The sequence below is a fragment of the Pontibacter deserti genome (genome assembly GCF_023630255.1).
In the GTDB taxonomy this organism is placed as follows: Bacteria; Bacteroidota; Bacteroidia; order Cytophagales; family Hymenobacteraceae; genus Pontibacter; species Pontibacter deserti.
The window spans coordinates 2,275,728-2,301,381 of sequence record NZ_JALPRS010000001.1; the positions used below are offsets into that span (position 1 = coordinate 2,275,728).

27 protein-coding genes are annotated in these 25,654 nt (G+C 44.6%); 14 read left to right on the forward strand and 13 right to left on the reverse strand.

Annotation, left to right across the window (positions count from 1 at the left end):
* The first annotated feature begins 308 nt into the window (after positions 1-308).
* Both MJ612_RS09965 and MJ612_RS09970 read left to right on the forward strand, forming a co-directional pair.
* Entirely contained in the window at positions 309-803 is a 495-nt protein-coding gene (locus MJ612_RS09965) for a Fur family transcriptional regulator (protein WP_250419114.1), read from the forward strand.
* A gap of 34 nt (positions 804-837) precedes the next feature.
* On the forward strand, positions 838-1,467 hold the full coding sequence (locus MJ612_RS09970; RefSeq protein WP_187033332.1) for a peroxiredoxin: 630 nt from the start codon (positions 838-840) through the stop codon (positions 1,465-1,467).
* 80 nt (positions 1,468-1,547) lie between these two features.
* On the opposite strand, the gene crcB is transcribed toward MJ612_RS09970, so the two are convergent.
* The 3 genes from crcB to MJ612_RS09985 all read right to left on the reverse strand — a co-directional run bounded on the left by crcB (position 1,548) and on the right by MJ612_RS09985 (position 3,088).
* Positions 1,548-1,919 (reverse strand): fluoride efflux transporter CrcB, encoded by a 372-nt coding sequence (gene crcB, locus MJ612_RS09975; protein WP_187033333.1) that lies wholly within the window; start codon positions 1,917-1,919, stop codon positions 1,548-1,550.
* A gap of 15 nt (positions 1,920-1,934) precedes the next feature.
* Positions 1,935-2,366: a VOC family protein gene (locus MJ612_RS09980; RefSeq protein ID WP_187033334.1), complete on the reverse strand. Its 432-nt coding sequence runs from the start codon at positions 2,364-2,366 to the stop codon at positions 1,935-1,937.
* A 98-nt stretch (positions 2,367-2,464) separates the two neighbouring features.
* Complete coding sequence (locus tag MJ612_RS09985) at positions 2,465-3,088, reverse strand: HAD family hydrolase (RefSeq protein WP_187033335.1); 624 nt, start codon at positions 3,086-3,088, stop codon at positions 2,465-2,467.
* Between the two features lie 116 nt (positions 3,089-3,204).
* Here MJ612_RS09985 and MJ612_RS09990 point away from each other — a divergent pair, with 116 nt between their 5' ends.
* Positions 3,205-4,449 (forward strand): 3-deoxy-D-manno-octulosonic acid transferase, encoded by a 1,245-nt coding sequence (locus tag MJ612_RS09990; protein ID WP_187033336.1) that lies wholly within the window; start codon positions 3,205-3,207, stop codon positions 4,447-4,449.
* A gap of 1 nt (position 4,450) precedes the next feature.
* Positions 4,451-5,374, forward strand: coding sequence for a ribosome small subunit-dependent GTPase A (rsgA, locus tag MJ612_RS09995; RefSeq protein WP_187033337.1), 924 nt, complete (start codon positions 4,451-4,453; stop codon positions 5,372-5,374).
* Between the two features lie 26 nt (positions 5,375-5,400).
* On the opposite strand, the gene MJ612_RS10000 is transcribed toward rsgA, so the two are convergent.
* Complete coding sequence (locus MJ612_RS10000; protein ID WP_187033338.1) at positions 5,401-5,826, reverse strand: hypothetical protein; 426 nt, start codon at positions 5,824-5,826, stop codon at positions 5,401-5,403.
* A gap of 194 nt (positions 5,827-6,020) precedes the next feature.
* Here MJ612_RS10000 and MJ612_RS10005 point away from each other — a divergent pair, with 194 nt between their 5' ends.
* The gene (locus MJ612_RS10005; protein WP_187033339.1) at positions 6,021-6,722 is read left to right on the forward strand and encodes an SDR family oxidoreductase; all 702 of its coding nucleotides are present in this window, start codon (positions 6,021-6,023) and stop codon (positions 6,720-6,722) included.
* A 7-nt stretch (positions 6,723-6,729) separates the two neighbouring features.
* Here MJ612_RS10005 and MJ612_RS10010 read toward each other — a convergent pair whose 3' ends face one another.
* Positions 6,730-7,392, reverse strand: coding sequence for a fasciclin domain-containing protein (locus tag MJ612_RS10010; RefSeq protein WP_187033340.1), 663 nt, complete (start codon positions 7,390-7,392; stop codon positions 6,730-6,732).
* A 129-nt stretch (positions 7,393-7,521) separates the two neighbouring features.
* On the opposite strand from MJ612_RS10010, the gene MJ612_RS10015 reads away from it, so the two are divergent.
* Entirely contained in the window at positions 7,522-7,980 is a 459-nt protein-coding gene (locus MJ612_RS10015) for a peptidylprolyl isomerase (RefSeq protein ID WP_187033341.1), read from the forward strand.
* 87 nt (positions 7,981-8,067) lie between these two features.
* On the opposite strand, the gene MJ612_RS10020 is transcribed toward MJ612_RS10015, so the two are convergent.
* Positions 8,068-8,799, reverse strand: coding sequence for a hypothetical protein (locus MJ612_RS10020; RefSeq protein ID WP_187033342.1), 732 nt, complete (start codon positions 8,797-8,799; stop codon positions 8,068-8,070).
* Between the two features lie 209 nt (positions 8,800-9,008).
* On the opposite strand from MJ612_RS10020, the gene MJ612_RS10025 reads away from it, so the two are divergent.
* The 5 genes from MJ612_RS10025 (at position 9,009) to MJ612_RS10045 (ending at position 12,773) form a co-directional block, all read left to right on the forward strand.
* Positions 9,009-9,404 carry a hypothetical protein gene (locus MJ612_RS10025; RefSeq protein ID WP_187033343.1) on the forward strand — a complete coding sequence of 132 codons (396 nt, stop codon included), beginning with the start codon at positions 9,009-9,011 and terminating at the stop codon, positions 9,402-9,404.
* A 412-nt stretch (positions 9,405-9,816) separates the two neighbouring features.
* Positions 9,817-10,881: an alpha/beta fold hydrolase gene (locus tag MJ612_RS10030; RefSeq protein ID WP_187033344.1), complete on the forward strand. Its 1,065-nt coding sequence runs from the start codon at positions 9,817-9,819 to the stop codon at positions 10,879-10,881.
* 138 nt (positions 10,882-11,019) lie between these two features.
* Positions 11,020-11,526 (forward strand): GNAT family N-acetyltransferase, encoded by a 507-nt coding sequence (locus MJ612_RS10035; RefSeq protein WP_187033345.1) that lies wholly within the window; start codon positions 11,020-11,022, stop codon positions 11,524-11,526.
* A 41-nt stretch (positions 11,527-11,567) separates the two neighbouring features.
* Positions 11,568-12,371 (forward strand): class I SAM-dependent methyltransferase, encoded by an 804-nt coding sequence (locus tag MJ612_RS10040; protein ID WP_187033346.1) that lies wholly within the window; start codon positions 11,568-11,570, stop codon positions 12,369-12,371.
* 3 nt (positions 12,372-12,374) lie between these two features.
* Entirely contained in the window at positions 12,375-12,773 is a 399-nt protein-coding gene (locus MJ612_RS10045; protein WP_187033347.1) for an NUDIX hydrolase, read from the forward strand.
* A 58-nt stretch (positions 12,774-12,831) separates the two neighbouring features.
* On the opposite strand, the gene MJ612_RS10050 is transcribed toward MJ612_RS10045, so the two are convergent.
* The 6 genes from MJ612_RS10050 to MJ612_RS10075 all read right to left on the reverse strand — a co-directional run bounded on the left by MJ612_RS10050 (position 12,832) and on the right by MJ612_RS10075 (position 20,304).
* On the reverse strand, positions 12,832-14,355 hold the full coding sequence (locus tag MJ612_RS10050) for a sigma 54-interacting transcriptional regulator (protein ID WP_187033348.1): 1,524 nt from the start codon (positions 14,353-14,355) through the stop codon (positions 12,832-12,834).
* A 157-nt stretch (positions 14,356-14,512) separates the two neighbouring features.
* Entirely contained in the window at positions 14,513-15,613 is a 1,101-nt protein-coding gene (locus tag MJ612_RS10055) for a vWA domain-containing protein (protein WP_187033349.1), read from the reverse strand.
* 148 nt (positions 15,614-15,761) lie between these two features.
* Positions 15,762-16,742, reverse strand: coding sequence for an acyl-ACP desaturase (locus MJ612_RS10060; RefSeq protein ID WP_187033350.1), 981 nt, complete (start codon positions 16,740-16,742; stop codon positions 15,762-15,764).
* Between the two features lie 193 nt (positions 16,743-16,935).
* The gene (locus tag MJ612_RS10065; protein ID WP_187033351.1) at positions 16,936-17,880 is read right to left on the reverse strand and encodes a glycosyltransferase family 2 protein; all 945 of its coding nucleotides are present in this window, start codon (positions 17,878-17,880) and stop codon (positions 16,936-16,938) included.
* A gap of 880 nt (positions 17,881-18,760) precedes the next feature.
* On the reverse strand, positions 18,761-19,867 hold the full coding sequence (locus MJ612_RS10070) for a DegT/DnrJ/EryC1/StrS family aminotransferase (protein ID WP_187033352.1): 1,107 nt from the start codon (positions 19,865-19,867) through the stop codon (positions 18,761-18,763).
* Positions 19,868-19,869: 2 nt separating this feature from the next.
* A complete protein-coding gene (locus MJ612_RS10075; protein WP_250419115.1) occupies positions 19,870-20,304 on the reverse strand; it encodes a sugar 3,4-ketoisomerase in 435 nt (144 codons plus the stop codon).
* 21 nt (positions 20,305-20,325) lie between these two features.
* On the opposite strand from MJ612_RS10075, the gene MJ612_RS10080 reads away from it, so the two are divergent.
* Both MJ612_RS10080 and MJ612_RS10085 read left to right on the forward strand, forming a co-directional pair.
* Positions 20,326-21,309: a hypothetical protein gene (locus tag MJ612_RS10080; RefSeq protein WP_250419116.1), complete on the forward strand. Its 984-nt coding sequence runs from the start codon at positions 20,326-20,328 to the stop codon at positions 21,307-21,309.
* 2 nt (positions 21,310-21,311) lie between these two features.
* Positions 21,312-21,914 carry an IMPACT family protein gene (locus MJ612_RS10085; RefSeq protein ID WP_187033552.1) on the forward strand — a complete coding sequence of 201 codons (603 nt, stop codon included), beginning with the start codon at positions 21,312-21,314 and terminating at the stop codon, positions 21,912-21,914.
* 12 nt (positions 21,915-21,926) lie between these two features.
* Here the strand turns inward: MJ612_RS10085 and MJ612_RS10090 are convergent, their stop codons facing one another.
* Positions 21,927-24,632 (reverse strand): hypothetical protein, encoded by a 2,706-nt coding sequence (locus MJ612_RS10090; protein WP_187033353.1) that lies wholly within the window; start codon positions 24,630-24,632, stop codon positions 21,927-21,929.
* Positions 24,633-24,775: 143 nt separating this feature from the next.
* Here MJ612_RS10090 and MJ612_RS10095 point away from each other — a divergent pair, with 143 nt between their 5' ends.
* Entirely contained in the window at positions 24,776-25,654 is an 879-nt protein-coding gene (locus MJ612_RS10095; RefSeq protein WP_187033354.1) for a universal stress protein, read from the forward strand.

The following is a 25,654-nucleotide window of genomic DNA, read 5'->3' on the forward strand; positions in this document are numbered from 1 at the left end:
GATCAAACCACCCCTGCCCCTCCTTATCCAAGGAGAGGAGCTTTACCCTTAGAACTTTTTTAATTTATAGTTTATGGTTAATGATTTTTAAACTACACAGAAATTATGCACTATAGAACCCAAGTTCTTGGATTTAACAATAGCAGAACTCCCCTCCTTGGATAAGGAGGGGCAGGGGTGGTTTGATTTTCACTCCTTAAAGCAAACTATTAAACTACAACCTCTAAATCATCTTTACCCTTCAAGTTCCCCTATTCACGAACAACTTTTACCCTTTCACTTTTAACTTTTAACTATAAGCCCTACCTTTGCAGGAACTTTTACTAGTTAAGAATCATTCTTATCTGGACATGCAAAACCTGAACCGAAACGACTTACGACAGCGACTGACAGCGTGCGGCTTAAAAGCCACACATCAGCGTATTGTGGTGCTTGAAGCGGTAACAGAATTGCACGGGCACCACCCGACAGCCGAAGAAGTTTACCAGAAACTTAAGCCTGCAAATCCCAGCATCTCCCTTGGCACAGTTTATAAAACGCTGGATACGTTTGCAGAAGCAGAGTTGATCAAGCGTGTACTGACTGAGGAAGGCGGGAAACGTTTCGATACCAATAGCTCCACGCACAGCCACATTTATTGTAGTAACACCCGCGAGATCATCGATTTTGAAGATCCTGAACTGGAGGTTTTGCTAAAGGAATTTTTCAGCAAAAAGCAGGTACAGAACTTCGAGATAAAAAGCTTTGCGGTGCAGTTAACGGGCAAAAAACTGGAGCCAGATAAACAAATCAGAATTCATTAATTAATAATTTTCAAACTAAATAAATACTATAAACATGGCAGTATTAGTAGGTAAAAAAGCACCTTCTTTTAAAGCAATGGCCGTTGAAAACGGTGAGTTCGTAGAGAACTTCTCATTGGATCAGTATATCGGTAAAAAACACGTGATTTTCTATTTTTACCCAATGGATTTCACATTCGTTTGCCCTACCGAGATCATCGCGTTCCAAGACAGAATGGAGGAGTTTGAGCGTAAGAACGTTGCTGTAGTAGGTTGCTCTACTGACACACATTTCTCTCACTTTGCATGGCTGAACACACCACGCAACCAAGGTGGTATCGAGGGTGTAAATTACCCGTTAGTAGCTGATGCTTCTAAAACTATTTCTCAGAACTACGACGTACTGGCTGGCCACTACGAGTATAACGAAGAAGGTCAGGTAGAATTTGTTGGTGAGCCGATTGCTTACCGCGGCCTGTTCCTTATCGACAAAGAAGGTGTAGTTCGTCACCAGGTTGTTAACGACCTGCCACTTGGCCGTTCTATCGACGAGGCACTGCGTATGGTTGATGCTCTGCAGTACTTTGAAGAGAAAGGCGAAGTTTGCCCAGCAAACTGGTCTGAAGGCAAAGAAGCGATGCAGGCTACTAAAGAAGGTGTGTCAAGCTACTTAGCGAAACACTAAGTTTTAGCAGTTCAAGTATAAAACAAAAGCCCCTGCCTATGCCGGGGCTTTTTTATTTCAGAGGCCTTTTTATTTTGTAGTTACACTATGCGCATAAGCCACAAACCTGCAAAGGTAGCCAACAGCCCAAGCAGTACACTTACCGAAATATAAAGTATAGCTTGCCCAAACTGGTTGTTCTGTAGCATATGCACTGTCTCGTAAGAAAAAGCCGAAAAGGTGGTAAAGCCACCCAGTATACCTGTAGCCAGAAACAAACGCCACTCCGGAGTTATAGTACCTTTTGAGGCAAAGCCAAAAACCAACCCGATAAGGAAGCAGCCAACTATGTTTATTGTAAGCGTAGCTAATGGGAAAGCAAGTGTGGATCGCGACTGAATAAACAAAGCCAGCAGGTACCTGCTGGCTCCGCCTATAAAACTGCCTGCTCCTATGGCCAAAAGTAGCTTCACCTGCTAAAGTATAAGTTAGTGTTTCTGCTCGTAATCATAATTCACCATCCACTGAATGCCAAACTTATCAGTGAACATGCCAAACAGCGCACCCCAGAAAGTTTTGTTCAGGGCCATTGTTACCTTACCACCGGCAGATAAACCATCAAATAAACGCTTGGCTTCGTCTTCGTTGTCGGCGTTGATAGAGATCGAAAAGTTATTACCCATAACAGTCGCATGCCCGAAAGCTTCTGAAGAGTCGCTGCCCATTAAAGTAGTTTCTTTGCTGATCGGGAGAGAAATGTGCATGATCTTGTTACCTTCAGATTCAGGAATTGGGTGCTCCGAAGGCATATCCTTAAAGCGGCCTACGTACGGAAAATCGCCGCCGAAAACAGATTTGTAAAAATTAAAAGCTTCTTCGCAGTTGCCTGCAAATGTCAGGTAAGGACTAATTGATGCCATTTTATAGTTATAGTTTAAGAAGTTACAGACCTATTATATATCAAATATAAAGTATTTAGTATACATCCCAACCACGGCCACACACTCAACCTAAAAAACTACGATTTATATGGCTTGAGCTCCCCATCTTTCACCAGCCAGGCTTTTTCGGCTTCATCCAGGATTTCCTCTTTATCATCAGAGTAGGCCTCCACAATCTTATACTTCCGGCCTTTAAAGTGTTCGTCTAGGCGGGCAATTTTCTCTTCTGCTTTGCAGGCTTTGCCGTCTACTAAGTAAGTACCATCAGTATAGTTAGCCTTCGTTCCGAAAAAGCCATCAATCTTATAAAGGTCAAAAAGTGGTTCCACATATAACTCCAGCCCACCGGTAGCACAAAATATCTGTACCCCATCCTTCTTTAGTTTATCCAGTCTGTCTTTTACTTCTTTGTTAAAGTTGTCCGGGTATTCCTGCTCCCAGAATTCTTTGGCGTAAGTCTTTACCTGGTCCGGCGGAAGATTATCCAGGTAATTAAAGAAGTTCTCTTTAAATTCTGTCTGCCTGATCTGGTGCATTTTCAGCAACATTTTATAGTACAGCATCTGGAAGTAGTAGGCTACTTTATGAGGCTTTTTTGCACTAATAAATTTAAAGAACTCGTCTTTGGAGCTCTTGTTATAAAAGGTCTTGTTCAGGTCAAAAACTGCTATTCTTACTTCTTCTTCCGTACTTTTTATCATAGTTGCCTCTGCTGCTTAGGGTAAGTGTAGTACGCAACTATAGATGCCAGAGATGAACAATTGCACACAATTCAACACCTAAACTGCTATATTTGCAGCCAAACAGCAGTACAAATTTGAAACTACTCTACGACATCGGCTTAAAAGCTTATAATGGATTACTGGCAGTGGCTGCACCTTTTAACCAGAAAGCAAAGCTGATGCTGCAGGGCCGTGAAAGAGAGTTTGAGCGGCTACAACAGGCACTTTCAGGAAATACAGCGCCGGTAGTTTGGTTTCATTGTGCTTCGCTGGGAGAGTTTGAGCAGGGCCGACCGGTTATAGAAGCTTTCAAGACACAGTTCCCGGAGTATAAAATAATGCTCACGTTCTTCTCCCCTTCCGGCTACGAAGTGCGCAAAAATTATAGTGGTGCCGATTTTATATTTTACCTGCCTTTAGATAGCGCTGCCAATGCCCGTAAGTTTATAAAGATTGTGCAGCCAAAGCTGGCCGTTTTTGTAAAGTATGAGTTCTGGCATTACTACTTACAGGAACTGGAACAGCGACAAATTCCTATACTTTCCATCTCAGCTATTTTCCGGCCAGAGCAGGTGTTCTTTAAACCTTACGGAGAGTTTAACCGCAACATGCTGCGCCGTTTCACTCATATTTATACTCAAAACAAACAATCGGTAGAGCTGCTGCAAAGTATAGGTATAACCAGAGCAAGTATAGCTGGCGACACCCGCTTCGACAGAGTACTACAGACTGCCGCAAGTATAAAACCGATTCCGCTGGTAGAGGCTTTTGTAAGTGGTAGCGACGTATTTATGGTTGGCAGCAGTTGGCCCGCGGATGTAGAGGTTCTGCTTCCGCTCATTCAGAAGTACAGGTCAACTATAAAATTCATTATCGCGCCGCATGAGATCCACGAAAATGGTATCGCTACTCTTATTACGCAGTTAGGCGATGGGGCTGTTCGCTTCTCTCAGGCTGATCTGCAAAGTATAGCCACGTACAATGTGCTGGTGATCGATAATATCGGGATGTTGTCTGCCCTTTATAGTTATGGTACGTATGCTTATATCGGTGGTGCTTTTGGTAAGGGCTTGCACAATACCCTGGAAGCTGCCGTGTTTGGGTTACCGCTGTTTTTCGGGCCGAAGTATGAGAAGTTTCAGGAAGCAGTGGACCTGGTAAACCTGGGCTGCGCGATGCCTGTAAACAATGCTGATGAACTATTAGCTGCTTTTGAGAAAGTACATACCACACCCGGAGCCCGCCAACGTATAACCGACACCGAAAAACAATACGTACAACAGCAGGCAGGCGCCACCACAAAAATTATGGCCGACATACAGCGCCTGTTAAAGAGATAAGATGAAAGGAGTTGTAGTAAAATCTACGGGATCGTGGTACCTTGTTCGGGATGCCGAGGGAAAGCTGCACCGGGCACGTCTGCGTGGCAAGTTCAAGATAAAAGGCTTAAAGGTAAGTAACCCGCTGGCTGTTGGCGACCGTGTTGAGTTTGAAGTGGAAACGACCGGCGAAGATACCGCTGTTATCCATAAGATTGAAGACCGGGAAAATTACATCATCCGCCAGAGCACGCACAAAACTGCTTACTCGCACATAATTGCTGCCAACATAGACCAAGCACTACTTATAGTTACTCTGGTTTCGCCCCGCACATCCTTCGGCTTTATGGATCGTTTTCTGGTTACTGCCGAAGCCTATGACATCCCGACTATACTTGTATTTAACAAGACCGACCTGTACGACGACGAGATGCGCGACTACCAGCGCCAGATCAGCCACATGTACCAGCAGATCGGGTACAGCAGCATGACGGTTTCTGCAAAAACCAACGAAGGCATAGAAGAGATGGGTAAGCTCCTGCAGGGCAAAACCACATTGCTTTCAGGTCACTCAGGTGTCGGAAAATCTACACTTATCAATTTGATAGTTCCAGACCTGGAGCTGAAAACTTCTGAAATTTCCGATTTCTCTGATAAAGGGGTACATACCACCACGTTCGCTGAGATGTTTGAAATCAACAATACGACCTTCATTATCGATACCCCAGGTATAAAAGAACTTGGTATAGTAGATATTCCTAAAAACCAGTTGGGGCATTTCTTCCCGGAGATGCGCGAGCGCCTGAACCAGTGCCGCTTTAACAACTGCACCCATTTTAACGAACCCGGCTGTGCCATTATAGAAGCCGTCCGCCACAACGAAATTTCATTAACCCGCTACGAAAGCTATCTGAGCATGCTGATGGGCGAAGACAACCGGAAGTAACCCTGAAATTTTATGCTATAGTTTGCTTAGCTGCTGCGCTCACCGTTTTGCTGCAGCCATTGTATCGCAATTGTTTCGTCCTGAAATTCCTGGTATACAACGTTTGCTTCAGGCAATGCCTGCACATCTTCTGCAAGCTCCTGAACAAAGTTTTCGCGGTTGGTGTTGGTGGTACCCAATCTGGCTACCCTCTGTAGGCGTGTACTTGCTAAATTCTGCGCAAAGGTCATGTTAATTTCAACATATTCTTCGTCAGTAATGCCAATTACGTCTTCCCGTGCATCAATCAGTAAATTTTTTATATCATAACTGCGGATCTTATCTACAAGCAGCTTCATGGTATAGCTCAATTCAGAACTGGAGGATGTTTTGCTGGCAAGCCACTTAACCACTAAAATATCTGATGCTACATCATAATCCATCAGTATCAGGCCGTCTTTATGCAGAATCATTTGGGTTGTAAAGTATAGGTAAAGCTATTTCGAAGTTGTAATTTAAATGATTTTTCTATAAAAATTCAAAAGTTTCTATCATGCCTGCCCATTACGTTAGCTTATACTGGGTTTAGCAGTAACTGCTTTGTTAAAGTTGCTCACATCTTAACTTCTTTCCTGTCGTTAATAATTTATACTTTAAGCCTGCAGCTATGAAACTTGATAATGCTAATATCCTGATAACAGGTGGCACGCTCGGTATTGGACATGCAACTGCTGAACTGCTGATCAGACACGGCGCAAATGTTGCTATTACCGGTCGTGACGAAAAGCGGACACACAGAGCAGCCCGCTCATTGGGCGCGCTGCCTATCACAGCCGATGTTGCAGATTTTGGCGACGTAAAACACACCTTCTCCACTTTCCTGAATGAGTTTGGCCGGCTTGATGCCCTGATTAACAACGCCGGTATCGGGATGTATAAGCCGCTTGATGAGCTAACCTTGGAGGATTTTGAGCAGGTTTACCGGGTAAATGTATTTGGTGCAGCCATGATGGCCGCCGCAGCTGCCAGTATTTTTAAAACACAGAAGTATGGCAACATCATTAATATAGGTTCTACGGCTGCTACCAAAGGCTACGAAGGCGGCTCCGTGTATGCATCATCTAAAGCCGCACTGCGCAGCATGACCCAAAGCTGGCAGGCAGAACTACGCAGGTATAATGTACGGGTTATGCTGATAAACCCCAGCGAAGTTACCACAGCTTTTGGCCGGGAAGACAGGAAAGAACGTCATCCTGAGCCACACAAACTGCGTGGCCAGGAAATAGCCTGGGCAATTAAAAGCGCCCTGGAAATGGATAACCGCGGCTTTATACCTGAGTTGGCTGTCTGGGCTACAAATCCGTTCTAACTTATACTTACTTCTTGTTTTCAGATACCACCAGCACCTTATCTATGATATGGATGACACCGTTGCTGCTAGGAATATTTTCTTTGTTTACTTCAGCACCATTGATCATTATCATATCTCCTTTTTTAGAGATCTGTAATTGATTGTTGCCTAATGTTTTTACACTGGAACCTGTCTGAAGTGCAGCGCCATCCAGTTTGCCTGCTACCACGTGGTTGTTCAACAGGTCGGTGAGCTGTTTCTTGTTTTCAGGCTTCATCAGGTCTTCCAGCGTACCACCCGGTAAAGCATTAAAAGCTTCGTTTGATGGAGCAAACACTGTATAAGGACCCGTACCATTCAGGGTATTTAGTAAGCCGGCTGCTTTAACAGCTGAAATAAATGTAGAAAGGTCAGTGGTGGATTCCGCATTTTCGGGGATAGACTGAGATGGTGTAGTTTCATAGCCACCGATCTGGGGGTTTACCGGGCCGTCACCTTCTCCGGTCTGCCGGCCATCTGTTGTAGGTTCAGTATTTTTAGCTTCCTGCTGAGAGCCCGGATTTGGCTCCATGCTCTGCTCCTGCATTTCGTTCTCCTGGTGCTTTTCTTCATCGCTGCCGCAGCCAACCAACAAGGAAGCACTGCACAACAGGCCCAGGCCATAAAGCATTATATTCACTTTTTTCATAGTATTAATAAGTATCAAATTTATGGTTCGGTTTCGAAAGCTGCCATTACAGGAGCTTTGTAGTCATGTAAACTATAAAATGTGTACTTTTGTTTTTAGATCATGTTTAACAATTAAACAGCAAAACGCATGAAAACCGCAGAAATACATACTGGCAAAGGAGTAATGAAAGTAGAATTCTACGAAAAAGACGCTCCTAAAACAGTTGATAATTTTATATCGCTTGCTAAAAAAGGCTTTTACGATGGCCTTACTTTTCACCGTGTAATTCCTGATTTCGTGATACAGGGTGGTTGCCCTAACTCCCGCGAAGGTGCTAAAGGCGTACCGGGAACAGGTGGCCCGGGCTACAAGATTGATTGCGAACTTACCGGCGAAAACCAATACCACGACCGTGGTGTGTTAAGTATGGCGCACGCTGGCCGTAACACTGGTGGCTCACAATTCTTTATCTGCCACAGCCGCAAAAACACTGCACACTTAGATCGTAACCACACTTGCTTTGGTAAAGTAGTGGAAGGCCTGGATGTGATTGACCAGATCAAAGCAAACGACAAAATAGAGAAGATTGTAGTGAACGAAGCATAAGCGTTTGTTTACTTCTCATAAAAAAGCCGCTCTGTACCAGAGCGGCTTTTTTATGGTTTATACTTTCTGAAATCGGTTTAAAGAATTTTATAAAGAGAGCAGTAGTATAGCGTACAGAAAAGCACCGGCCGCGAAGGCCCAGTAACGGCTTTCACGGTCCTCGGGAAGTTCTTCTTTGAGTACATTCAGGATAATGCCGCCCCCAACAAAAGCTACCACCATAACCAGCACCACTTCCGGCAACTCTACCACAAACCCGACACTCCAGCCAAGCAGCAAAGCTATTACCAGCACCCAACGACCAACCTTTCGGTACGTATCCTGGTGATGCTCCTGCAAACCATAATCGTTAACTATAAAATGGAGTGCCATGGCAATAGCAAAAAGCAACATCCACTTTATACTTCCTTCTTCCCGCTGAAACAGCACATACCCGATTAGCGCATTGTAAATAGCAAATGAGACAATATGTACCCAGAATAAGCCAGCTCTGGCTTTCTCTTTATCTGCTTTTTTAAGTAGCTCCCGCTTCTCGTGCACCACAGCCCGCTCCAGACCATAAAATACGGCCAGGCCAAACAAACTCATCAGGTACACATGGTGGTTCAGAAACTCTTCGGCCCAGCTCAGGTTCTCTACGTGCTCCTGCCCTTTGCTCAGTTCCGGAAACAGGTGCAGAAATACATAGGCCACCGACACACCACCTGCCGCCGAAAGCCAGATACTGCGTGGCACACCCGCCAGAAACCGCAGCCGGCTACCAAACAAATGTACAAACGCCAGCCCCAGTATTGGCCAAACCGAAATATGCTGCTCCATAAGTATAGGCTACTTTAAATGTAGCCATATGGTTTTAGTAAGTGTTTTAGATAAAGTATGGCAGAATGAGTAGCAAGTATATAAATTTTACTATTTTAGCTTGGAATTACCTATAGTTGCTGGTAGATATGAGATGATGTAACTATAGTTATAGGGTAGATAAGCGTATGTTTTCGTTTATACTGTAGTTGGGTAAAATAGCAATTAATATGAATTTAGAATCTTTACTAACGAACCACTTTCTTCGTTTCATTTTTCCTTTTGTTATACTCATTGTGTTTTGGGTGTTTATCAAGCCATTGATTTCAACTAACACAAGGGAAAATGCAGATAAAGAACGTTGCGAGACTGCAGCTTTGATAAAGGAAAAAAGTATTATAGGTGTAGTGATTGCGAAGTACAGAGACAAAAGGGATCTCAGGCATTTTGCTTACCGAAGGGGGAAAGTCAGAGTAGACAATAGTTTCTTCGTTTTAGAAGGTAGTGACACCTATGATCATATCCAGGTAGGAGATTCTATCATAAAGGAAAAAGGATCTTTTGTAGTAAAACTCATTCGGCAGGATTCAGTTTATACCCACACCCTGGACTATGGATGCAAGTAACATTCATGCACTGCTTTTCGGTTTATTTATCGTTGTAGAAGCACTAATTGCTCTCTATCTGAATATAATCATCTTCAAAATCAAAGCGGAGCTGCGAACGCATGGCTACCAGGTAACTTGGTTTTATGGAACTTTCTTTGATTTGATCCTTCTATACCGCCTGTATTTAAAAACTAGAAACCAAGTCTATCTTAATTGGCTAATCAAATTAGAGATATTGCTTATATTATTTATCTCTCTATTTGTAATAATGATAAGGTAGCCATTAACACAATTGAAACAACTTTACCCAACACAGTTCAGCCTTAACCCTTGCTATGCTAAGGGCTTAGGCTGCACCAGTAACGTTAAGTCAATTTATATAATACATTAATCATTACCCATACTTATCTCTTCCAATCCTAAACACAATATGAAGTATACATTCTTACTGATTCTGTTTCTTTCCTTAATTTCAGGCAGGCTAGTCGCACAGACAAAATCCGTTAACGAGGAAAAATTTATTTCTATTGGAGGTATAGAGCAGTGGGTAACCATTAGCGGGGAAGATAAAACGAAACCCGTTATCCTGTTTCTGCATGGTGGGCCGGGCAGTACCATGAGTCAGTACGACGACGCAATATATGGCCATTGGAAAAAGGACTTTGTATTGGTGTATTGGGACCAGCGGGGGGCCGGAAGAACTTTTGGCCGTAATGCCCCTGCAGAAGTAACGGAAGACTATTGGATCGAGAACCCACTCACCGTAGAGCAAATGACCGCTGATGGCATAGAGCTTTCTGAATACCTGATCAAACACCTCGGCAAGCAGAAAATCATTCTTATCGGAACCTCTTGGGGATCGATACTCGGCGCTAAAATGGCTCTTGCCCGCCCGGATCTTTTTGCTGCCTATATAGGCCACGCCCAGGTAGTAAATTTTTCTGAAGGAATGGCGCATGCTTATACTTCAGTATCTAAAATGGCACAGGATGCCAACGATCAGGAGTCTGTAGACAAGCTGAAAGCCTTAGGCCCGCCACCCTATGAGGATGCCAGAAAAGAAGGCCAGCTCATGCGCATCATCAAAAAGTATGAAAAGCAAAATTCTGTACCTGCCCCTGCCTCGTGGTGGAAACTGGCAAGCGCATACGACAATGAAAAAGATGCCCAGGACAGGTATAACGGGGATGATTATTCTTTCCTATACTTTGCCGGCCATAAACAAATGGGAATCAAAGCGATGGGGGCTGGAGTAAATTTCATGAAGGATGGTTTGCACTATAAAATTCCGGTGTACTTTATTCAGGGCGAGGAAGATATCTTAACCCCTAAAGAGCTTACGAAAGCATATTTCGATAAGGTGAGAGCTCCGAAGAAAGAGTTCGTGCTTGTGCCGGGTGCCGCACATGGCCATAACCAGGCTGTAGTTGATGCACAGTATAAAGTTGTAAAAGAGCACCTGGCTTCAACTAAAAAAGCAGCAAACAGAAAATAGAAGATAGCTATAAGAGCACGTAAAGCTGAGAATTTGTATATACTAAACTTAAGTTTATTGTCTTACCTTTAGTCTGTTTCCAAGCTGCATTTCATCGCTCTGACTACCAACACTAAACTATAACCAATTATACCCTGCATGCACTACATTCTCGAAACAGACAGGCTAAAGCTACGGGAATTTACCCCAGATGACACTGAGTTTATACTTGAGCTTTTGAACAGCCCGGGGTGGTTGCAGTACATCGGCGACAGAAATATAAAAACAGAGGAGCAGGCGAAGAATTATCTTTTAAACGGACCAATTAAAAGCTACCGGGAAAATGGCTATGGCTTGTGGCTCGTAGAAAAAAAGGATGATCTGAAGGCCATAGGTATGTGCGGAATCATTAACCGTGACACTCTGGATAACCCGGACATTGGCTTTGCATTTTTGCCCGAACACAATGGTAAAGGTTATGCATTTGAGGTTGCCAGTGCAACTATGGCTTATGCCAAAGAAGTGCTTAAGCTGCCAACTATAGCTGCCATCACCGTTCCTGACAACCAACGGTCTATAAAGCTGCTGGAGAAGATAGGCCTGCAATACGTAAAAACATTTTGCTTAGCAAACAGCCAAGAAGAGCTGCTATTATACAGTAACTGATTTCAAAAATCGAATTTCAAAATACACATAATTATAGCCTGATGCCGGAAAATTACCTTGACGTAAACAGAGCGCTTTGGGATACCCGTACCGCTACGCATGTTAATTCGGAGTTTTACGATGTAGCTTCCTTTAAAGCAGGTCGCAACTCACTTAACGAGATCGAGCTGGCGTTGCTGGGCGATGTGCGCGGAAAGAAGATATTGCACCTGCAATGCCATTTTGGTCAGGATACGCTCTCCTTGGCACGCATGGGTGCAGACGTAACCGGCGCAGATCTGTCGGAAGTAGCTATTGCACAGGCTAAGCAACTGGCAGGCGAGCTACAGGTAAATGCGCGCTTTATCTGCTGCAATGTGCTGGAACTTGATAAATACCTGGACGATCAGTTTGATATTGTTTTCTGTTCTTACGGCGTTATTGGCTGGCACCCCGACCTGAACGCGTTTACAAGTATAGTGAGCAGGTTTTTAAAACCCGGAGGCGAGTTTTATCTTATAGAGTTTCATCCTTTTATCTGGATGTATGACAACAACCAGGAAAAAATTGCTTACGCTTACTTTAACCGTGGCCCGATTGTGGAAGTTGAAGAAGGCACGTACGCAGACAGAAACGCACCAATCAAAAACAACTCTTATACCTGGAACCATCCACTCAGCGACACTATCAGCTCACTGTTAAACAATGGCCTTGAGTTAACTGATTTCCAGGAATATGATTACTCCCCTTACAACATCTTTAAAAACATGACACAGGAGGGTAGTAAGTACAGGCTGAAAGGTCTGGAAGGAATGCTGCCACTGGTATTTTCGGTGAAGGCAGTTAAAAAACAAATGTATACTTAGTACATGCAGATAATTGATAAACTGGCCTGGATCGAGATTCAGGACAAACAGATTTTAAGTACAAGAAGCCGCGGAAAAGACACATTTTACATACCGGGTGGTAAAAGAGAGCCCGGAGAAACAGATGCGCAAACACTTATCAGGGAAATAAAAGAAGAATTAAGTATAGACCTGGTCGCATCAACTATAAATTACCTTGGCACTTTTGAAGCACAGGCACATGGTCATGCCGTGGGTGTGCTTGTGAAGATGCAATGCTATACTTCTGCTTATACCGGTACTATTCAGGCGGCCTCCGAAATTGAGGAAGTAGCCTGGCTAACATCTGCAGATAAACCAAAAGTATCGCCTGTAGATAAGATCATCTTCGACTGGCTGAAATCGCATGGGCAGCTGTTATAACGTATAAAGGCAGGATTCTTTATTTCCTGCCTTTATACGTTAACATCTCAGCTATACTTTAAAACCGGTCATCATCTTCGTCTTCTTCCCCAAACTTAGGCATCGTAAACATCCCACTTAGCAGGTCTTTAAACTGCAGTCCGGTACTAAGTCTACTTTTGCTCAGTTGGCTATGCTCCGCCAAACCGTGCAGAGCAAATTCCATCATAAACAACTTTTCTTCGCCTTTCACATCGGGTTGCTGTTTCTCAATCAATTCTTCCAGGCCAGGTACCCGTTTCAAAGCTTTTTTGTAGTCTGCCGAAGCAGCATCGTTTAAGATATCTACTGTGTTTCCATCGCCAAACCAATCAGTTATTGTTTTATAAGGATTGGGTTGTTTGCTTTTTTTCACCTTATCCGGGTCAGGAAAATACTTCAGGAACTGCGTACGGATAGCCTTGCCCATAAGTACCTGCGCCACATGCCCGGCTCCCTCCTGCTCACCTTCATAGACCAACTCTACTTTACCAGTTACAGAAGGTATAGTATTCAGAAAATCAGCAATACGTATGTAAGTAGATTTCTCCCCGTTCAGTAGCGCTCGGCGCTCAGCAGCACTCAGCAAGTTCTCAAAAGCAGATATGGTTAAACGTGCCGACACACCACTCTTCGGATCCACATACTCACTTTCTCGGGCTTCAAACGCAACCTGTTCTATCAGGTCACCTATAATGTCGTTTGTTTTAACCAGTTGGTTCTGCTCCTCTTTTACATGGGCTTCCTGCTGGGTTATCTTCTTACCTACTTCAATGGTTTTAGGATAGTGCGTAATGATTTGCGAATCAATTCGGTCTTTGAGCGGTGTAACAATAGAGCCACGGTTGGTATAGTCCTCAGGGTTAGCCGTAAACACAAACTGAATATCCAGCGGCATCCGTACTTTAAAGCCACGAATCTGAATATCGCCTTCCTGCAAAATATTAAAGAGCGCCACCTGTATACGTGCCTGCAAATCGGGCAACTCGTTGATCACAAAAATCCCTCTATGCGAGCGCGGTATCAACCCGAAATGTATAACACGTTCATCGGAATAAGGCAGCTTTAAGGTAGCAGCTTTAATAGGGTCCGCATCACCGATCAGATCTGCTACAGATACATCGGGTGTGGCCAGCTTTTCAGTATAACGCTCGTCACGGTGCAGCCAGCTTACAGGAGTATCGTCGCCGTGTTCGTGTATCAGGTCTTTGGCGTATCTGGAAAGTGGCTGCAGCGGGTCGTCGTTCAGTTCTGAGCCTTGCACTACCGGAATATACTCATCCAGCAGATCCACCATCTGGCGGGCAATACGTGTTTTGGCCTGCCCGCGCAAGCCTAGCAGGTTAATGTGGTGCATCGAAAGTATAGCTCGCTGCATATCCGGAATCACAGTTTCTTCATAACCCCAGATGCCCGGAAAAACTTCTTCTTTTTGCTGGAGCTTTTTTATCAGGTTTTGGCGCAGCTCCTGCTTTACGGACTGTGGTTCATAACCAGTTGCCTTTAGCTGGCCCAGTGTTTTAATCTTCAGTAAGTTCTCTGCCGGTATGTCTTTATAATTCATTTTTATAGTTATCAGTTAACACTTATCAGTAACCAGTTTTAATGGCTAGATAGCTGAATTGTTAAATTGTTGATCTTTTTGTGTAAACCCACCCCTAGCCCCTCCGGGGAGGGGAATTTATACTTTGAGAGTTCTTAAACTCTCTAACTCCTAAACTTTAAAAGCTTTTCTTACGATTGCGGCCGTAGTCGCGGAAAACCAGGTGTCCGAGTCCTTTCAGCGAACTATAGTAAGCCTGCCCGTTATTTACCTTCGTGAACTCTTCTACGAACTGTTGCAGGTATGGGTCTGATGCGATCATAAAGGTAGTGATCGGGATCTTGAGGCGGCGGCATTGGGCAGCCAGGTTCAGGGTTTTATTCACCACTTTCCGATCCAGCCCGAAGCTGTTCTTATAGTAGTTTAGGCCAATCTTCAGGCAGGTTGGTTTTCCGTCAGTAATCATGAAGATCTGCTTGTTCGGCGTTTTCCGTTTCCGCAGTATATCCATTGCCAGCTCTAGGCCGGCTACGGTGTTGGTATGGTAGGGTCCCACTTCCAGGTATGGCAGGTCCTTTACTTCTATCTGCCAGGCGTCATTCCCAAACACAATTATATCAAGGGTATCTTTGGGATATTTCTGTTTAATAAGCTCGGCCAAGGCCATGGCTACTTTTTTGGCTGGCGTAATGCGGTCTTCGCCGTACAGGATCATGGAGTGCGATATATCTATCATCAGTACCGTAGATGCCTGCGTTTTATGCTCGGTTTCGGTTACCTCCAGGTCCTGCTCTGTAAGCCTGAACTCACCCAACCCATGATTTACCTGTGCATTTCGGATAGACTCGGTCATAGAGATCTGTTCCAGTGCATCACCGAAGCGGTATTCGCGCTGGTCGGTGCTGGCTTCGTCGCCAATGCCGGTATGCGGCGTAGCATGACTGCCTTGTGTCCCTTTCTTCAGTTTCCCGAAAATTTCTTCCAGGGCACTGCGTCTTATACTTTGTTCACTTTTGGCACTTAAGCTAAAGCTGCCGCGCTCCTGCGGGTTTTCATCCAGATAACCTTTCCGTTTCAGGTCCTCAATAAAATCGCCTATACCGTATTCGTCGCTGGTAAGGTTATACTGTTTATCTAACGAACTTAGCCACGAAAGCGCTTCGGCCACATCGCCGGAACTTATAGTTACCAACTGCAGAAACAGCTTGAGCAGTGTTTCAAAGTTTGGCTTGCTATCTTCCGGCGGAATGTATTCTGCAAATCTGTATCCTAAAGCCATAATTTGTACTATCTGTGTTCTATAACAACGCTGTGAGTGTTTTGTTCTTGTTCAGGTTGCGGCGTTATAGCTTGTACGTAAACCAGCAGAAAACACAAAGGGCAGGCTGCTGCTGCAACCTGCCCTTCTTTTATAGTTTATTAGCTTATTAGCTAGCTATCCAACGGAATTTGTACTCCAGTTCTGGTATACGCATACGCTCAGCTACACGCTTCAAACGCGCAGGCAGTGCCATCACGTAATCACGGGCACGCTCACCTGCTTCGTTCAGGCCTGTAAGTGCTTCAATTTTCCACTCCTGTATCAGACCTTCCAGTATGTCAGTATAATCAGCAGAAGTATAAACACCTATACGCTGCGCTGCATCTGTAAAGTGACCGAATGTTTTACCCATATCCACACCAAGTTCGCGCATGTAGTGAGCCGGCATAACAATCTTTTTGCGCATCATATCTTCAAAGGCCAGCATCATTTCGTTAGGGTCGGCTTCAAATATTTTACCTACAAACGATTTATATGCTTTAGCATGGCGTGCTTCGTCGGCAGCTACGTGGCCACAAAGTTTAGCAAGCACTGCATCACCTTCGCGCTTCGCGATCTGAGCAACACGGCGGTGCGAAATGTTGGTAGCAGTCTCCTGGAAAGAAGTATATACAAATGAGCGGTAAGGGTCATTATCTGTCATCAGGTCAAAACCGTCTGCAATCAGGTATTGTGTTGATGCTTCCATTTCCCGCATATTGATGCGGCCACTTAAGTATAGGTAACGGTTCAGCGCATCGCCATGACGGTTCTCTTCTGCTGTCCAGGCACGGTTCCAGCGCATCCAAGGTCCGTTAGGGTCCTGAGGCAAACCGTCAATGGTCATCAGCCAGCTTTCATAAGTAGGAAGTGCTTCTTCAGTAATGGTGTCGCCTACCAAAACAGCAAGCAAATCATAAGATAAATCCTTAGCGCGTTCACGCAGCAATTTTATCTCGTTCAGGAAATTATCAAGTGTAGCGTCTGGTAAAAGGTCGGCAGGCTGCCAGCTATCTTCCACAGTCTTTAAAAGTTCTGTGATCTTTTCGCTGACAAAATCTTCCATCCATTTTATCACTTCCACACGTGAGGCGAGTGCTGTTATCATACTTAAGTGCTTATATTAAAGGTCAAATATACTGATTAATGCCAAAAAATGGCAGGCGACTTAACATTTAGTTAATCAGGGAGTAAGCTTACCCTCTGCCTCCGTAAAATGTCTACGAAAAAAAAGAAAAGAGTTTAACGTAGGAATCCCATAAAAAATAGAACACTATATATAATCTTTTAATTCATTGCGGTTAATTCCTATACCTGAGCCTGAAGTATAAATCTCTTATTCCACTCAATTTTATTTTCCTTTTGTTCAACAGTTTGATGATTGTATAAAGTAAGCCCGGATAAGGCTGCTGTTGCTGAAGCAGCTTCAGGAACTGTGCAGTTTCAATAAAATGGTTGGTTAGGTAGGCATGCCTGATCTCATACTTTAAACGCTTCACCAGTGCCTTTTTCTCTGATGCATCTGCCACCAGGCCTGCTGCTTTTTCACACACTTTTATGGTTGATTGCATCATACGGCCTTCTGAGGTATAATACTTCTGCGACAGTGAATACTGATGTAAACGGCGTTGTGTGGTAACATAATCAAGGTAGCTATACTTCCAGTTCCGGGCAGACCTTACCCAAAAGTCGAAGTCTTCATAGGCCAATGTTTCGTCGTAGCCTCCAAGTTCTTCCAACACACTCCTGCGCATCATCATAGTTGGCGGGCAGATAAAATAACGTTCCAGCACTTCTCTGAATACATTGCCATCAGGGGCTGGTTTATAGTTCTCGCTGTGGTAATACAGGTGTTCTGACTCATCATTAATATACTCTGCATTGGAGTAAATTACACCATAGGTCTGATCAAGTTCAGCAATAGCCTGAACCTGTTTCTCAACTCTGTCCGGCAACAGTACATCGTCGGTAGCAAAATCAATGATCAGTTCACCTCTGGAGGCTCGCCAGCCTAAATTAAAAGCCTTGGTATTTCCTAAATTCTGTCCGGTGCTGATGTAGGTAAGTTGCGGGAATCTGCGGCAGTAATCTTCTATGATAGCTGTACTGTTATCTGTACTGCTGTCATCTACTACAATCAGTTCCAGGTTAGAGTAGGTCTGTGCCAGTACCGAATCGAGAGCCTCTTTTATGAAACGCTCATGGTTATAGCATAAGCAGATGATGGAGACGAGTGGTTGTGGCATGGCTTTGTAGTGGCATCTAAATTAAGCATAAGTTTTATAGTTGCCTAAATGTTATTAAGATGGTTTTTATTAAATCTGAATGTATTTTGAGGCTAATTCAATTGGTTGGTATGACTATTAAACTTCATTGCGCACCTAGCTCCTACAAATTGTCTTTCTCTTGTCTTGTCATCCCGAGCGTCAGCCGAGAGATCTTATATGTTCTATAGTTGAAGTTTATACTTTTTGAACCAAGCTGTCCTTTCATAGTTGCTCTTCATCCTGGGAGCTTTACTTGTCTATCGTTTTATAGCTAGCTTTGGTGCGCTCAGGGCCGCGGGGCCCCGTCTTCGGGCATCGCGCTGCTGATTTGAAGCTGCCTCCGCTCTGCTCGGGTTGCCTTCGGCACCGCAACAAATCAAAGGCGCTCAACCTAAAGACTGAAATCAGTTCGATAGCTATAGTTCTTACTGCTTGAGATACTATAGTTGTATAGCTTTTCCTGCAATGTAGTTCCGTAGGGACAGGTCGTGACTTATCCGCCCTAAGGTTGTAACTATAAACTATAGCTGAAGAATTAGCAGCAGCAGAACAGTTCCCTTGAGGACAAGTGAAAACGGGAGTTCGAAACTTACGACCGCAGGTCACAAGGGTGTTAATACTGCAATTATAAAACTATAGCTTATACTAAAGCAAAGACATTTAAAGCTCCCCTCCTTAGATAAGGAGGGGCAGGGGTGGTTGGATCAACAGCAACGATAAAACTAAATCAGACGCTCGCAGGAACTGCGCACGCTGCGAGGTCAGGAAATCCTGCAAAACCTTCTTATCAGCCTTAATCATTAGTTCAAACACAAAAGACGTCTATTGCTATTTCGACAATGGCTTAAAGGGGAAATTCTTACTTACTAAAAAACGCCTTCATACAACGCACTACCTGCTCCTGCTCAGCTTCCGTCATACCGGGGAAGAGTGGCAGACTTAAGCTGGTATTCGCTAATTCTTCAGTTACAGGAAGATCCCCATGCTTATAATTCAGGTAACTATAAGCCTGCTGCAAATGAATGGGAACCGGATAATGTATACCTGTAAGTATATTTTGTTGCTGCAGGTATGTTTTCAGTTCATCGCGGCGCTGCGTGCGGATATTGAAGATATGGTATATGTGGCCGCAATGGTCTGCTGCGTACGGAAGTATAAGATCGCCTGTATTTTGCAGTTCCTTCAGGTATATTTCTGCCAGTCTAGTCCGCTCCTTGTTCTGCTTTTGCAGGTGTTGTAGTTTTACACGTAGCACTGCAGCCTGCAACGCATCTAGACGGGAGTTTATACCTACCAGCTGATTATGGTATTTTTCTTTCTGGCCATAGTTATGGTAGCTGCTAACATATTCAGCCAGTTCAGGATCTGACGTCACTACAGCACCGGCGTCGCCCAAGGCTCCCAGGTTCTTTGTCGGGTAAAAACTAAAGGCGGCAGCAGCACCAAAAGTACCGGCAAACTGGTTTTTATACCTGGCACCGTGTGCCTGCGCAGCGTCTTCCACAAGCTTTAAATTATAGCTTCTGCAGAGTTGCTGCAATTCTTCCATCTGGCAGGTTTGGCCGTAAAGATGTACCGGAAGTATAGCTTTGGTTTTAGCTGTAATGAGCTTCTCCGCCGTAGATGCTGTTAAGTTATAAGTGCGTTTATCAGGTTCGGCAAGTACAGGTATGGCACCCAATTGCACCACAGCATTGGCAGTAGCTATGAAAGTATTAGCCGGCAAGATCACTTCATCGCCGGGGCCAACACCAACTGCTTTCAAGGCAAGTACCAATGCATCAAAACCATTGCCTACTCCTATTACAAACTCTGCTCCTAGGAACTTGGCAAAGGCATCCTCAAAAGCTTTTACATCAGGCCCAAGTATAAAATGCTGCTCATGCAATACGCGCAGCACCTCCTGCTCTACCTGCTGTGTTATACCTGCCGGCCAATCCCTGAATGCGAAGTATGGTACCTGCATAACTATACTTTCCCGATCAGCTGTTTATACTTTTCATAATCCCGCAGGTAATCCTGTTCATCATAGTCTGTGGATGCCAGGCACAGTGCTATGGTTTCTTCTGAAAAAGTAAGTTCGGTCCAACATAAGGCGGGTATATACAGTCCTTTATCTGCAGACGAAAGTATAAATTCGCTTGTGCCGGCACTAGTCTCTGCTTTTACTTTTATACTTCCTGCAAGGGCAACCAGTACTTCTTGGGTGGTTTTATTGGCATGGTGCCCGCGTACTATTTCCGGTGGCATTCCTTGTATCCAGAACACGCGCTTAACGGCAAAAGGTAGTTTATCTGCATACTGTGTAGATGTAAGCACCCCTTCGGCAGTACTACCAACCTGTTCAAAAGAAATTAAGTAAGGAGATTCAGCCAACGTATCGTGGTTTAAGTATTTCTGCAAATAAATCTAAATTAGCCAATTTTGCTAATACTTGTAGTGGGTGCTTTGCTGTGCTTCTTCTACATTTGTAACACATCTGATTTAACCATACCTATGCTTTACCTGCTGCTCAGTATACTTGCCAGTACTTCCCTGGTCTTCATTTTTAAGCTGTTCCAGCGGTACAACGTGCACACGTTCCAGGCAATTGTTATGAACTACCTGACGTGCGTACTGGTAGGCTTCCTGTTTTCTGGGGGGAGCAATGCTGTGCAGCCAGCAGTGTTGGAACAGAGTTGGGTACTATATGCGCTGGTGCTGGGTACTATTTTTATCGGCACGTTTTACCTGATCGCGCTTACCACGCACTCGGTTGGCGTTACGGCAGCTTCGGTAGCTACTAAAATCTCGCTGGTTATTCCGGTATTGTTTAGTTTGCTGGTACTAAAGAACAGCCTGAAAGATTATACTTTCGTGAACTACACAGGTATGTTTGCAGCCTTAGTGGCTATTGTTCTTTCATCTATCCGGCCACGTAACCACGAAGGCGAGGGTAGTACCTCTCCTATACTTGCTTTCCTGTTGCCGTTCATCATTTTCCTCAACAGTGGGGTTGCCGACTCGCTTATTAACTATACCAACCAATATCACCTGCAGCAAAAGGAGGCCAGCCAGTTTACCATGCTCACTTTCTCCGCTTCGGCTATGGTTGGTTTGCTGGTGTTGCTATACTTGCTCTTATCAGGCAAAACCACCTTTTACCGCAAGAGCATACTGGCGGGTATCCTGCTGGGTATTCCAAATTATTTCTCAATCTACTTTCTTATTAAAGCGCTCTCAGCTTTTGGTAACGACGGTGCATTTCTGTACCCTGTCAACAACATCGGGATTATACTTGCCGGTGCACTGGGCGCTGTTATTTTCTTTAATGAGAAGCTTACCAAAGTTAATCTAATTGGTTTAGGAATGGCTGTTCTGGCACTTATACTTATCTCGTACCAGGAAATAGTTGCTAACTTGTTTTGATGATGCAGGATACGTACCGAACTATAGCCGCACCTACCGAAAGCATTTACAAGGAAAAAGGAAGTAAGTTCCTGGCGTTTGCATACCCGGTTTATTCTGAAGAAGAGATAAAAGAACACCTGGCGGAGCTACGCAAAAAGTACTTCGATGCCCGGCACCATTGCTATGCTTATACTTTAGGGGCAAACAAAAGCCGCTATCGTGCCAACGACGATGGCGAACCAAATCACTCTGCCGGTGATCCTATACTTGGCCAGATACGCTCTGCTGATTTAAGCAATGTGCTGGTAGTGGTAGTGCGTTATTTTGGCGGCACCAAGCTAGGCGTGAGTGGTCTTATAAATGCTTACAAAACCGCTACTGCCGATGCTCTTTCCGAAGCTACCATCATAGAAAAACACGAAACAACACTGCTGCTGGTACACTTTGAATACCCGCACATGAACGACGTGATGAGCCTTATTAAGGAGTATAACCTGGAGGTGCGCAATCAGCAATTTGAGCTTACCTGCACCTTAACGATAGAAGTAAGAAAGCAACTGCAGGAAGAAGTAACTGCCAAACTCGAAAGTATAGATGGCGTTGTAGTAGAGGTAAAAAATTAACTTACCAAGTACTTACCTCTTTAGCCTGAAGTTCACTTTCTGCAATTCTCTTCGGTATACTTTAAAGAGCGAGAAATTATTTTCGGCTTCGTTGTGATAAATAGTAACCGGTTGGCTGCTGTCTAATGGCTGGCCGCCAATTAATCTGCCAGTAGTATCATACAGGTATGTTTTCTGGGGCCCGGTTTCTGTTATGGAGTATATAATATTGTCGCCACCAAAATTAAAGTACTGTACCAGCTTAGGAGCTGATGTTACAAAACGCTTCTCGAACAGCTTCTTCTGCTCCTGGTCGAAAACAACGACCCTTCCCTGCTCCTGCATCACGTATACATAAGACTTATTATCGTTGCTTTCCTGCACCAGTTCAAACATGGCGCGCTTGCTTGGCCTTGGCAACTTCTCGCGGCGCAGCACGCGGCCCTGCAGGTTAAAGGTAATTACTTCTCCGTACCTAGTCACTGTTTTCAGCTCTGTTCTGCGTAGATCAGCCCCGATTTTGGCCACTGCACCAGACGTAACCGGGGACTTTAAACTGAACGGAAAGCCCTGATAGGTTTCCCCGTTTTTGTTAAGCGCATATACATAGCCGTTATCCAGCATTACCAGTATTACATCGCGGGTACCTACGCGCAAATGTTGCGGGTCGGCAGCAAGTTTATGGTCCAGGCTACGGGGCTGCCAGCCTTGTATAGCGTTGCCCCGGATGTCATACATATACAGGTTACCCAGGTCATCATCTACCAACAAGTTATAGTTACCGCTCCGGTTATAGTCAAAAATAGTCAGCCGTTGTATGTTCAGAGAATCGGCCAGGTTAAACGGAAAGTTCTCCAACGGCTGGCCCTGGTTATCGGTAGCGTGTATGCGATTGGTAGTAGCAAACAAATAGCGTAGCCTGTTCTCAGGCCCTAATGGTAACTGTTTTATACTTCCGCGCAGCGTACTGCCAATACTATCTGTCCAGGTATGTTTGCCTTCAGCAGTAATGTTATGCAGTGTGTAGCTTGAGTCCTGTACCACCACTTCCCGGCTTTTATCCACCACATTCTGCACCGGGAATGGCCGCGATATCAGCCTACTGTTAAATGGCACTGAGAACTCCACCTGGAAACTGCTTTCTGCCTGGTTGCTGCTTTCCTGCTTACGGAAAACCACACTTGTATAATACTGGCCCTCTACTTTAGCATACTGTATACTTACCTGGTTAAATTTCTTGATGAACGATGATGCCTGCAGCAGGCTTTCGCGCTCGTTTTCGGAAGTATAACGGTTTAGAATATACCAGGCATTTACTGTATTGATGAATAAGCTGAAGTTTGCTTCCTGCAGGGTTTCGCCTTGCAGGGCTTGTTGCACAGGAGATTTGCTCCACACTTTCTCTGCCAGAACATCATCGATCAGGGCATGCGCAGTGCTCAGCTCATCTGTAAACAACATATAGTTATCAAGCTCAACCAGGTATAACTGTTCAAAACCCAAAAAAAGATCTCCGAAAAGTTTGGCAGGAAGCTCCGGCACTGCCAGCTGCTGAATTCTGTATCCGCCGTACGTACCTGTGTACGTTTTGCTCTTCTGCGCAGCCTGTGTGTTCAGCTTATACAGCAGATTAAGCGTCTGCTGTTTATTTCCTGATAAGGCATAGATAACCTTTTCGGGGCGGGTACGGATGCTGTTAGACTCCAGGTAAGCCAGTACAAGTTCCTGTTTAAAGGTATTGGCCAGGCTATCTATAGCTGCGTTATTGTCGGCTGATTTATTCTGTTGTTTGATCCGGGCAATTTGTTGTATCCCAAAATGCAGCATTACAGCAGTACGGGTTGGCAGATATTCTTTTACAAGTATAGGCTTGGGCTGAACAGCTACCATGTTATTATGCAGCGAACCTTTCAGCGGTTCCGGGTTAGAGAACCCGTTAAGAGATATCTTATTTTCTTCCAGCTTTAATTGCAACATACCGCTACGGCAAAGGCTGCTCAGGTATTGCACCTGCGGCATTACATCTTCTTTCAGAAACAGGTTTAGCAGGGCTGGAATTTCCCGGTTATTCAGGTATACATTGGCATATACATCAGGCTGCTCCAGGTAATCTGCACTTTTATACTCGGCTGCCACCGATGCAGGGTTATCCAGTGTAGCGCGGCGCACTACTTCTTCTATCAGTGCCGGCGAGGCACTTAAAATCATGTTGTTATGGTAGGAAAAGTAAGTATAGCGAAGGTTTAGCGGTTTATACGTTACTTCTGTCAGCAGCACTCCCTTGTACTGCCGTGAGTTCTGCTCAAAATCAGGGTTTTTAGTTATGTTCTCGGTTAAAGTTCGCAGAAAGCGGTGCTCGCCTACAGAGTTAACTGGTAAATAAAATATAAAATTGAGAGTGTTCTTTCCGGTAACATGTACCGAGGTAAGAATATTCTTTTTATCAAAGAAGCGGTTCAGGCGCTGCTTGCTCGGCGATATGCTGTCCAGCAGGGCCAGGTGATCCTGAAACTGCTGCATGATCGGCAGTGTTTCCAGGTTCTGCCAGAGCTCAGTTTTATTTAAGTGACTGGCGAGTGCCTGGTGGTTGTTAGTCTCAACTACAATTGCAGCACTTTCCGGCACAATTGCCCATAGGTCTACCTTCTCCCTACTGGCCTGCCAACGGCTAAAGCCATAGAACGCCAGCGATGCCAGCACTACAAATCCTATAAAGTAGAATAAAAGGCGTTTCAGCATGAAAAGCGTTATCTGAGCACAAAAATAACTTAAATTTTTAAACCACCGGATTTTGATACTTTATGTTGTTAACAGCAACCTGTAACATAACTTATCCGGAGGCGCCGCACGTATACTTTAACCCAAACCCAAACTTAAATAGCATGTTCAGAATACTGGTACCAGTCGATCTTACGGAGAGTTCTTACAAGGCCTGTAACTTTGCACTTACATTTGCCAACCTGGCACCGGAAGCCACTGTAGTGCTACTCCACTGCTACCAGGATTATTTAGCCGAGCCTGAGGTCGAGGATATATTCTCAACAAACCCTACCCCCTCAGAAGTGATCACCGACCATGTGCTGCGCCGCAACCAGACCGATGCACAGGATAAGCTGGATGAACTCTACCAACATACTTTAACAAGAGTGGCCAAAGATCAGCGTGTGCAGCTGGAGCGGGTATTTATGTATGGTATGCCCGAAGACCTGATACCTGAAGAAGTGCAGCGTTTTAAACCGGATTTATTGGTAATGGCTACTAAAGGCGAGTCTAATCTTGCCCGTACCTTTTTTGGCACCATCTCTACCAACATAGCCCAGGAGATTACAGTACCTATACTTACCATACCGGAAACCTATGAGGGCACAAGTATAAAGCGCGTACTTTATGCTACTGATTTCGATAAAGCAGATACTCAGGTACTGGAAGCACTGCAACAACTTCTACAGCCTTTCGGCCCTGTTATAGAGTGTGTGCACGTAGCAGATGAACCGTCTCAAAAAGATAACAAAAAGCTGGAAGAGCTCCGTAGCGCCTTACAGCAGACAGCTACCACTAACTTAACTTATACTTTCCTGGAAGGCAACGATGTAGCGAACGCGCTGCAGAAGTTTGTTTCGGAACAAGCTATTGACCTGATTGCCCTTACTACACGCTCGCGCACGCTGCTTGGCTCCCTGCTAAACCCCAGCTTAACCAAACGAATGGTGCTGGAGTCGCAGGTGCCGCTGCTGATTTTTCACAGTTCAGATAAAGTATAG

Bases quoted from the DNA above. Each gene is read 5' to 3' on its own strand.
- MJ612_RS09970 (WP_187033332.1), top strand. From the start codon at position 838: ATGGCAGTATTAGTAGGTAAAAAAGCACCTTCTTTTAAAGCAATGGCC.
- MJ612_RS09980 (WP_187033334.1), bottom strand. From the start codon at position 2,366: ATGGCATCAATTAGTCCTTACCTGACATTTGCAGGCAACTGCGAAGAA.
- MJ612_RS09985 (WP_187033335.1), bottom strand. From the start codon at position 3,088: ATGATAAAAAGTACGGAAGAAGAAGTAAGAATAGCAGTTTTTGACCTG.
- rsgA (WP_187033337.1), top strand. From the start codon at position 4,451: ATGAAAGGAGTTGTAGTAAAATCTACGGGATCGTGGTACCTTGTTCGG.
- MJ612_RS10000 (WP_187033338.1), bottom strand. From the start codon at position 5,826: ATGATTCTGCATAAAGACGGCCTGATACTGATGGATTATGATGTAGCA.
- MJ612_RS10005 (WP_187033339.1), top strand. From the start codon at position 6,021: ATGAAACTTGATAATGCTAATATCCTGATAACAGGTGGCACGCTCGGT.
- MJ612_RS10010 (WP_187033340.1), bottom strand. From the start codon at position 7,392: ATGAAAAAAGTGAATATAATGCTTTATGGCCTGGGCCTGTTGTGCAGT.
- MJ612_RS10015 (WP_187033341.1), top strand. From the start codon at position 7,522: ATGAAAACCGCAGAAATACATACTGGCAAAGGAGTAATGAAAGTAGAA.
- MJ612_RS10020 (WP_187033342.1), bottom strand. From the start codon at position 8,799: ATGGAGCAGCATATTTCGGTTTGGCCAATACTGGGGCTGGCGTTTGTA.
- MJ612_RS10025 (WP_187033343.1), top strand. From the start codon at position 9,009: ATGAATTTAGAATCTTTACTAACGAACCACTTTCTTCGTTTCATTTTT.
- MJ612_RS10030 (WP_187033344.1), top strand. From the start codon at position 9,817: ATGAAGTATACATTCTTACTGATTCTGTTTCTTTCCTTAATTTCAGGC.
- MJ612_RS10035 (WP_187033345.1), top strand. From the start codon at position 11,020: ATGCACTACATTCTCGAAACAGACAGGCTAAAGCTACGGGAATTTACC.
- MJ612_RS10040 (WP_187033346.1), top strand. From the start codon at position 11,568: ATGCCGGAAAATTACCTTGACGTAAACAGAGCGCTTTGGGATACCCGT.
- MJ612_RS10045 (WP_187033347.1), top strand. From the start codon at position 12,375: ATGCAGATAATTGATAAACTGGCCTGGATCGAGATTCAGGACAAACAG.
- MJ612_RS10050 (WP_187033348.1), bottom strand. From the start codon at position 14,355: ATGAATTATAAAGACATACCGGCAGAGAACTTACTGAAGATTAAAACA.
- MJ612_RS10055 (WP_187033349.1), bottom strand. From the start codon at position 15,613: ATGGCTTTAGGATACAGATTTGCAGAATACATTCCGCCGGAAGATAGC.
- MJ612_RS10060 (WP_187033350.1), bottom strand. From the start codon at position 16,742: ATGATAACAGCACTCGCCTCACGTGTGGAAGTGATAAAATGGATGGAA.
- MJ612_RS10065 (WP_187033351.1), bottom strand. From the start codon at position 17,880: ATGCCACAACCACTCGTCTCCATCATCTGCTTATGCTATAACCATGAG.
- MJ612_RS10070 (WP_187033352.1), bottom strand. From the start codon at position 19,867: ATGCAGGTACCATACTTCGCATTCAGGGATTGGCCGGCAGGTATAACA.
- MJ612_RS10085 (WP_187033552.1), top strand. From the start codon at position 21,312: ATGCAGGATACGTACCGAACTATAGCCGCACCTACCGAAAGCATTTAC.
- MJ612_RS10090 (WP_187033353.1), bottom strand. From the start codon at position 24,632: ATGCTGAAACGCCTTTTATTCTACTTTATAGGATTTGTAGTGCTGGCA.
- MJ612_RS10095 (WP_187033354.1), top strand. From the start codon at position 24,776: ATGTTCAGAATACTGGTACCAGTCGATCTTACGGAGAGTTCTTACAAG.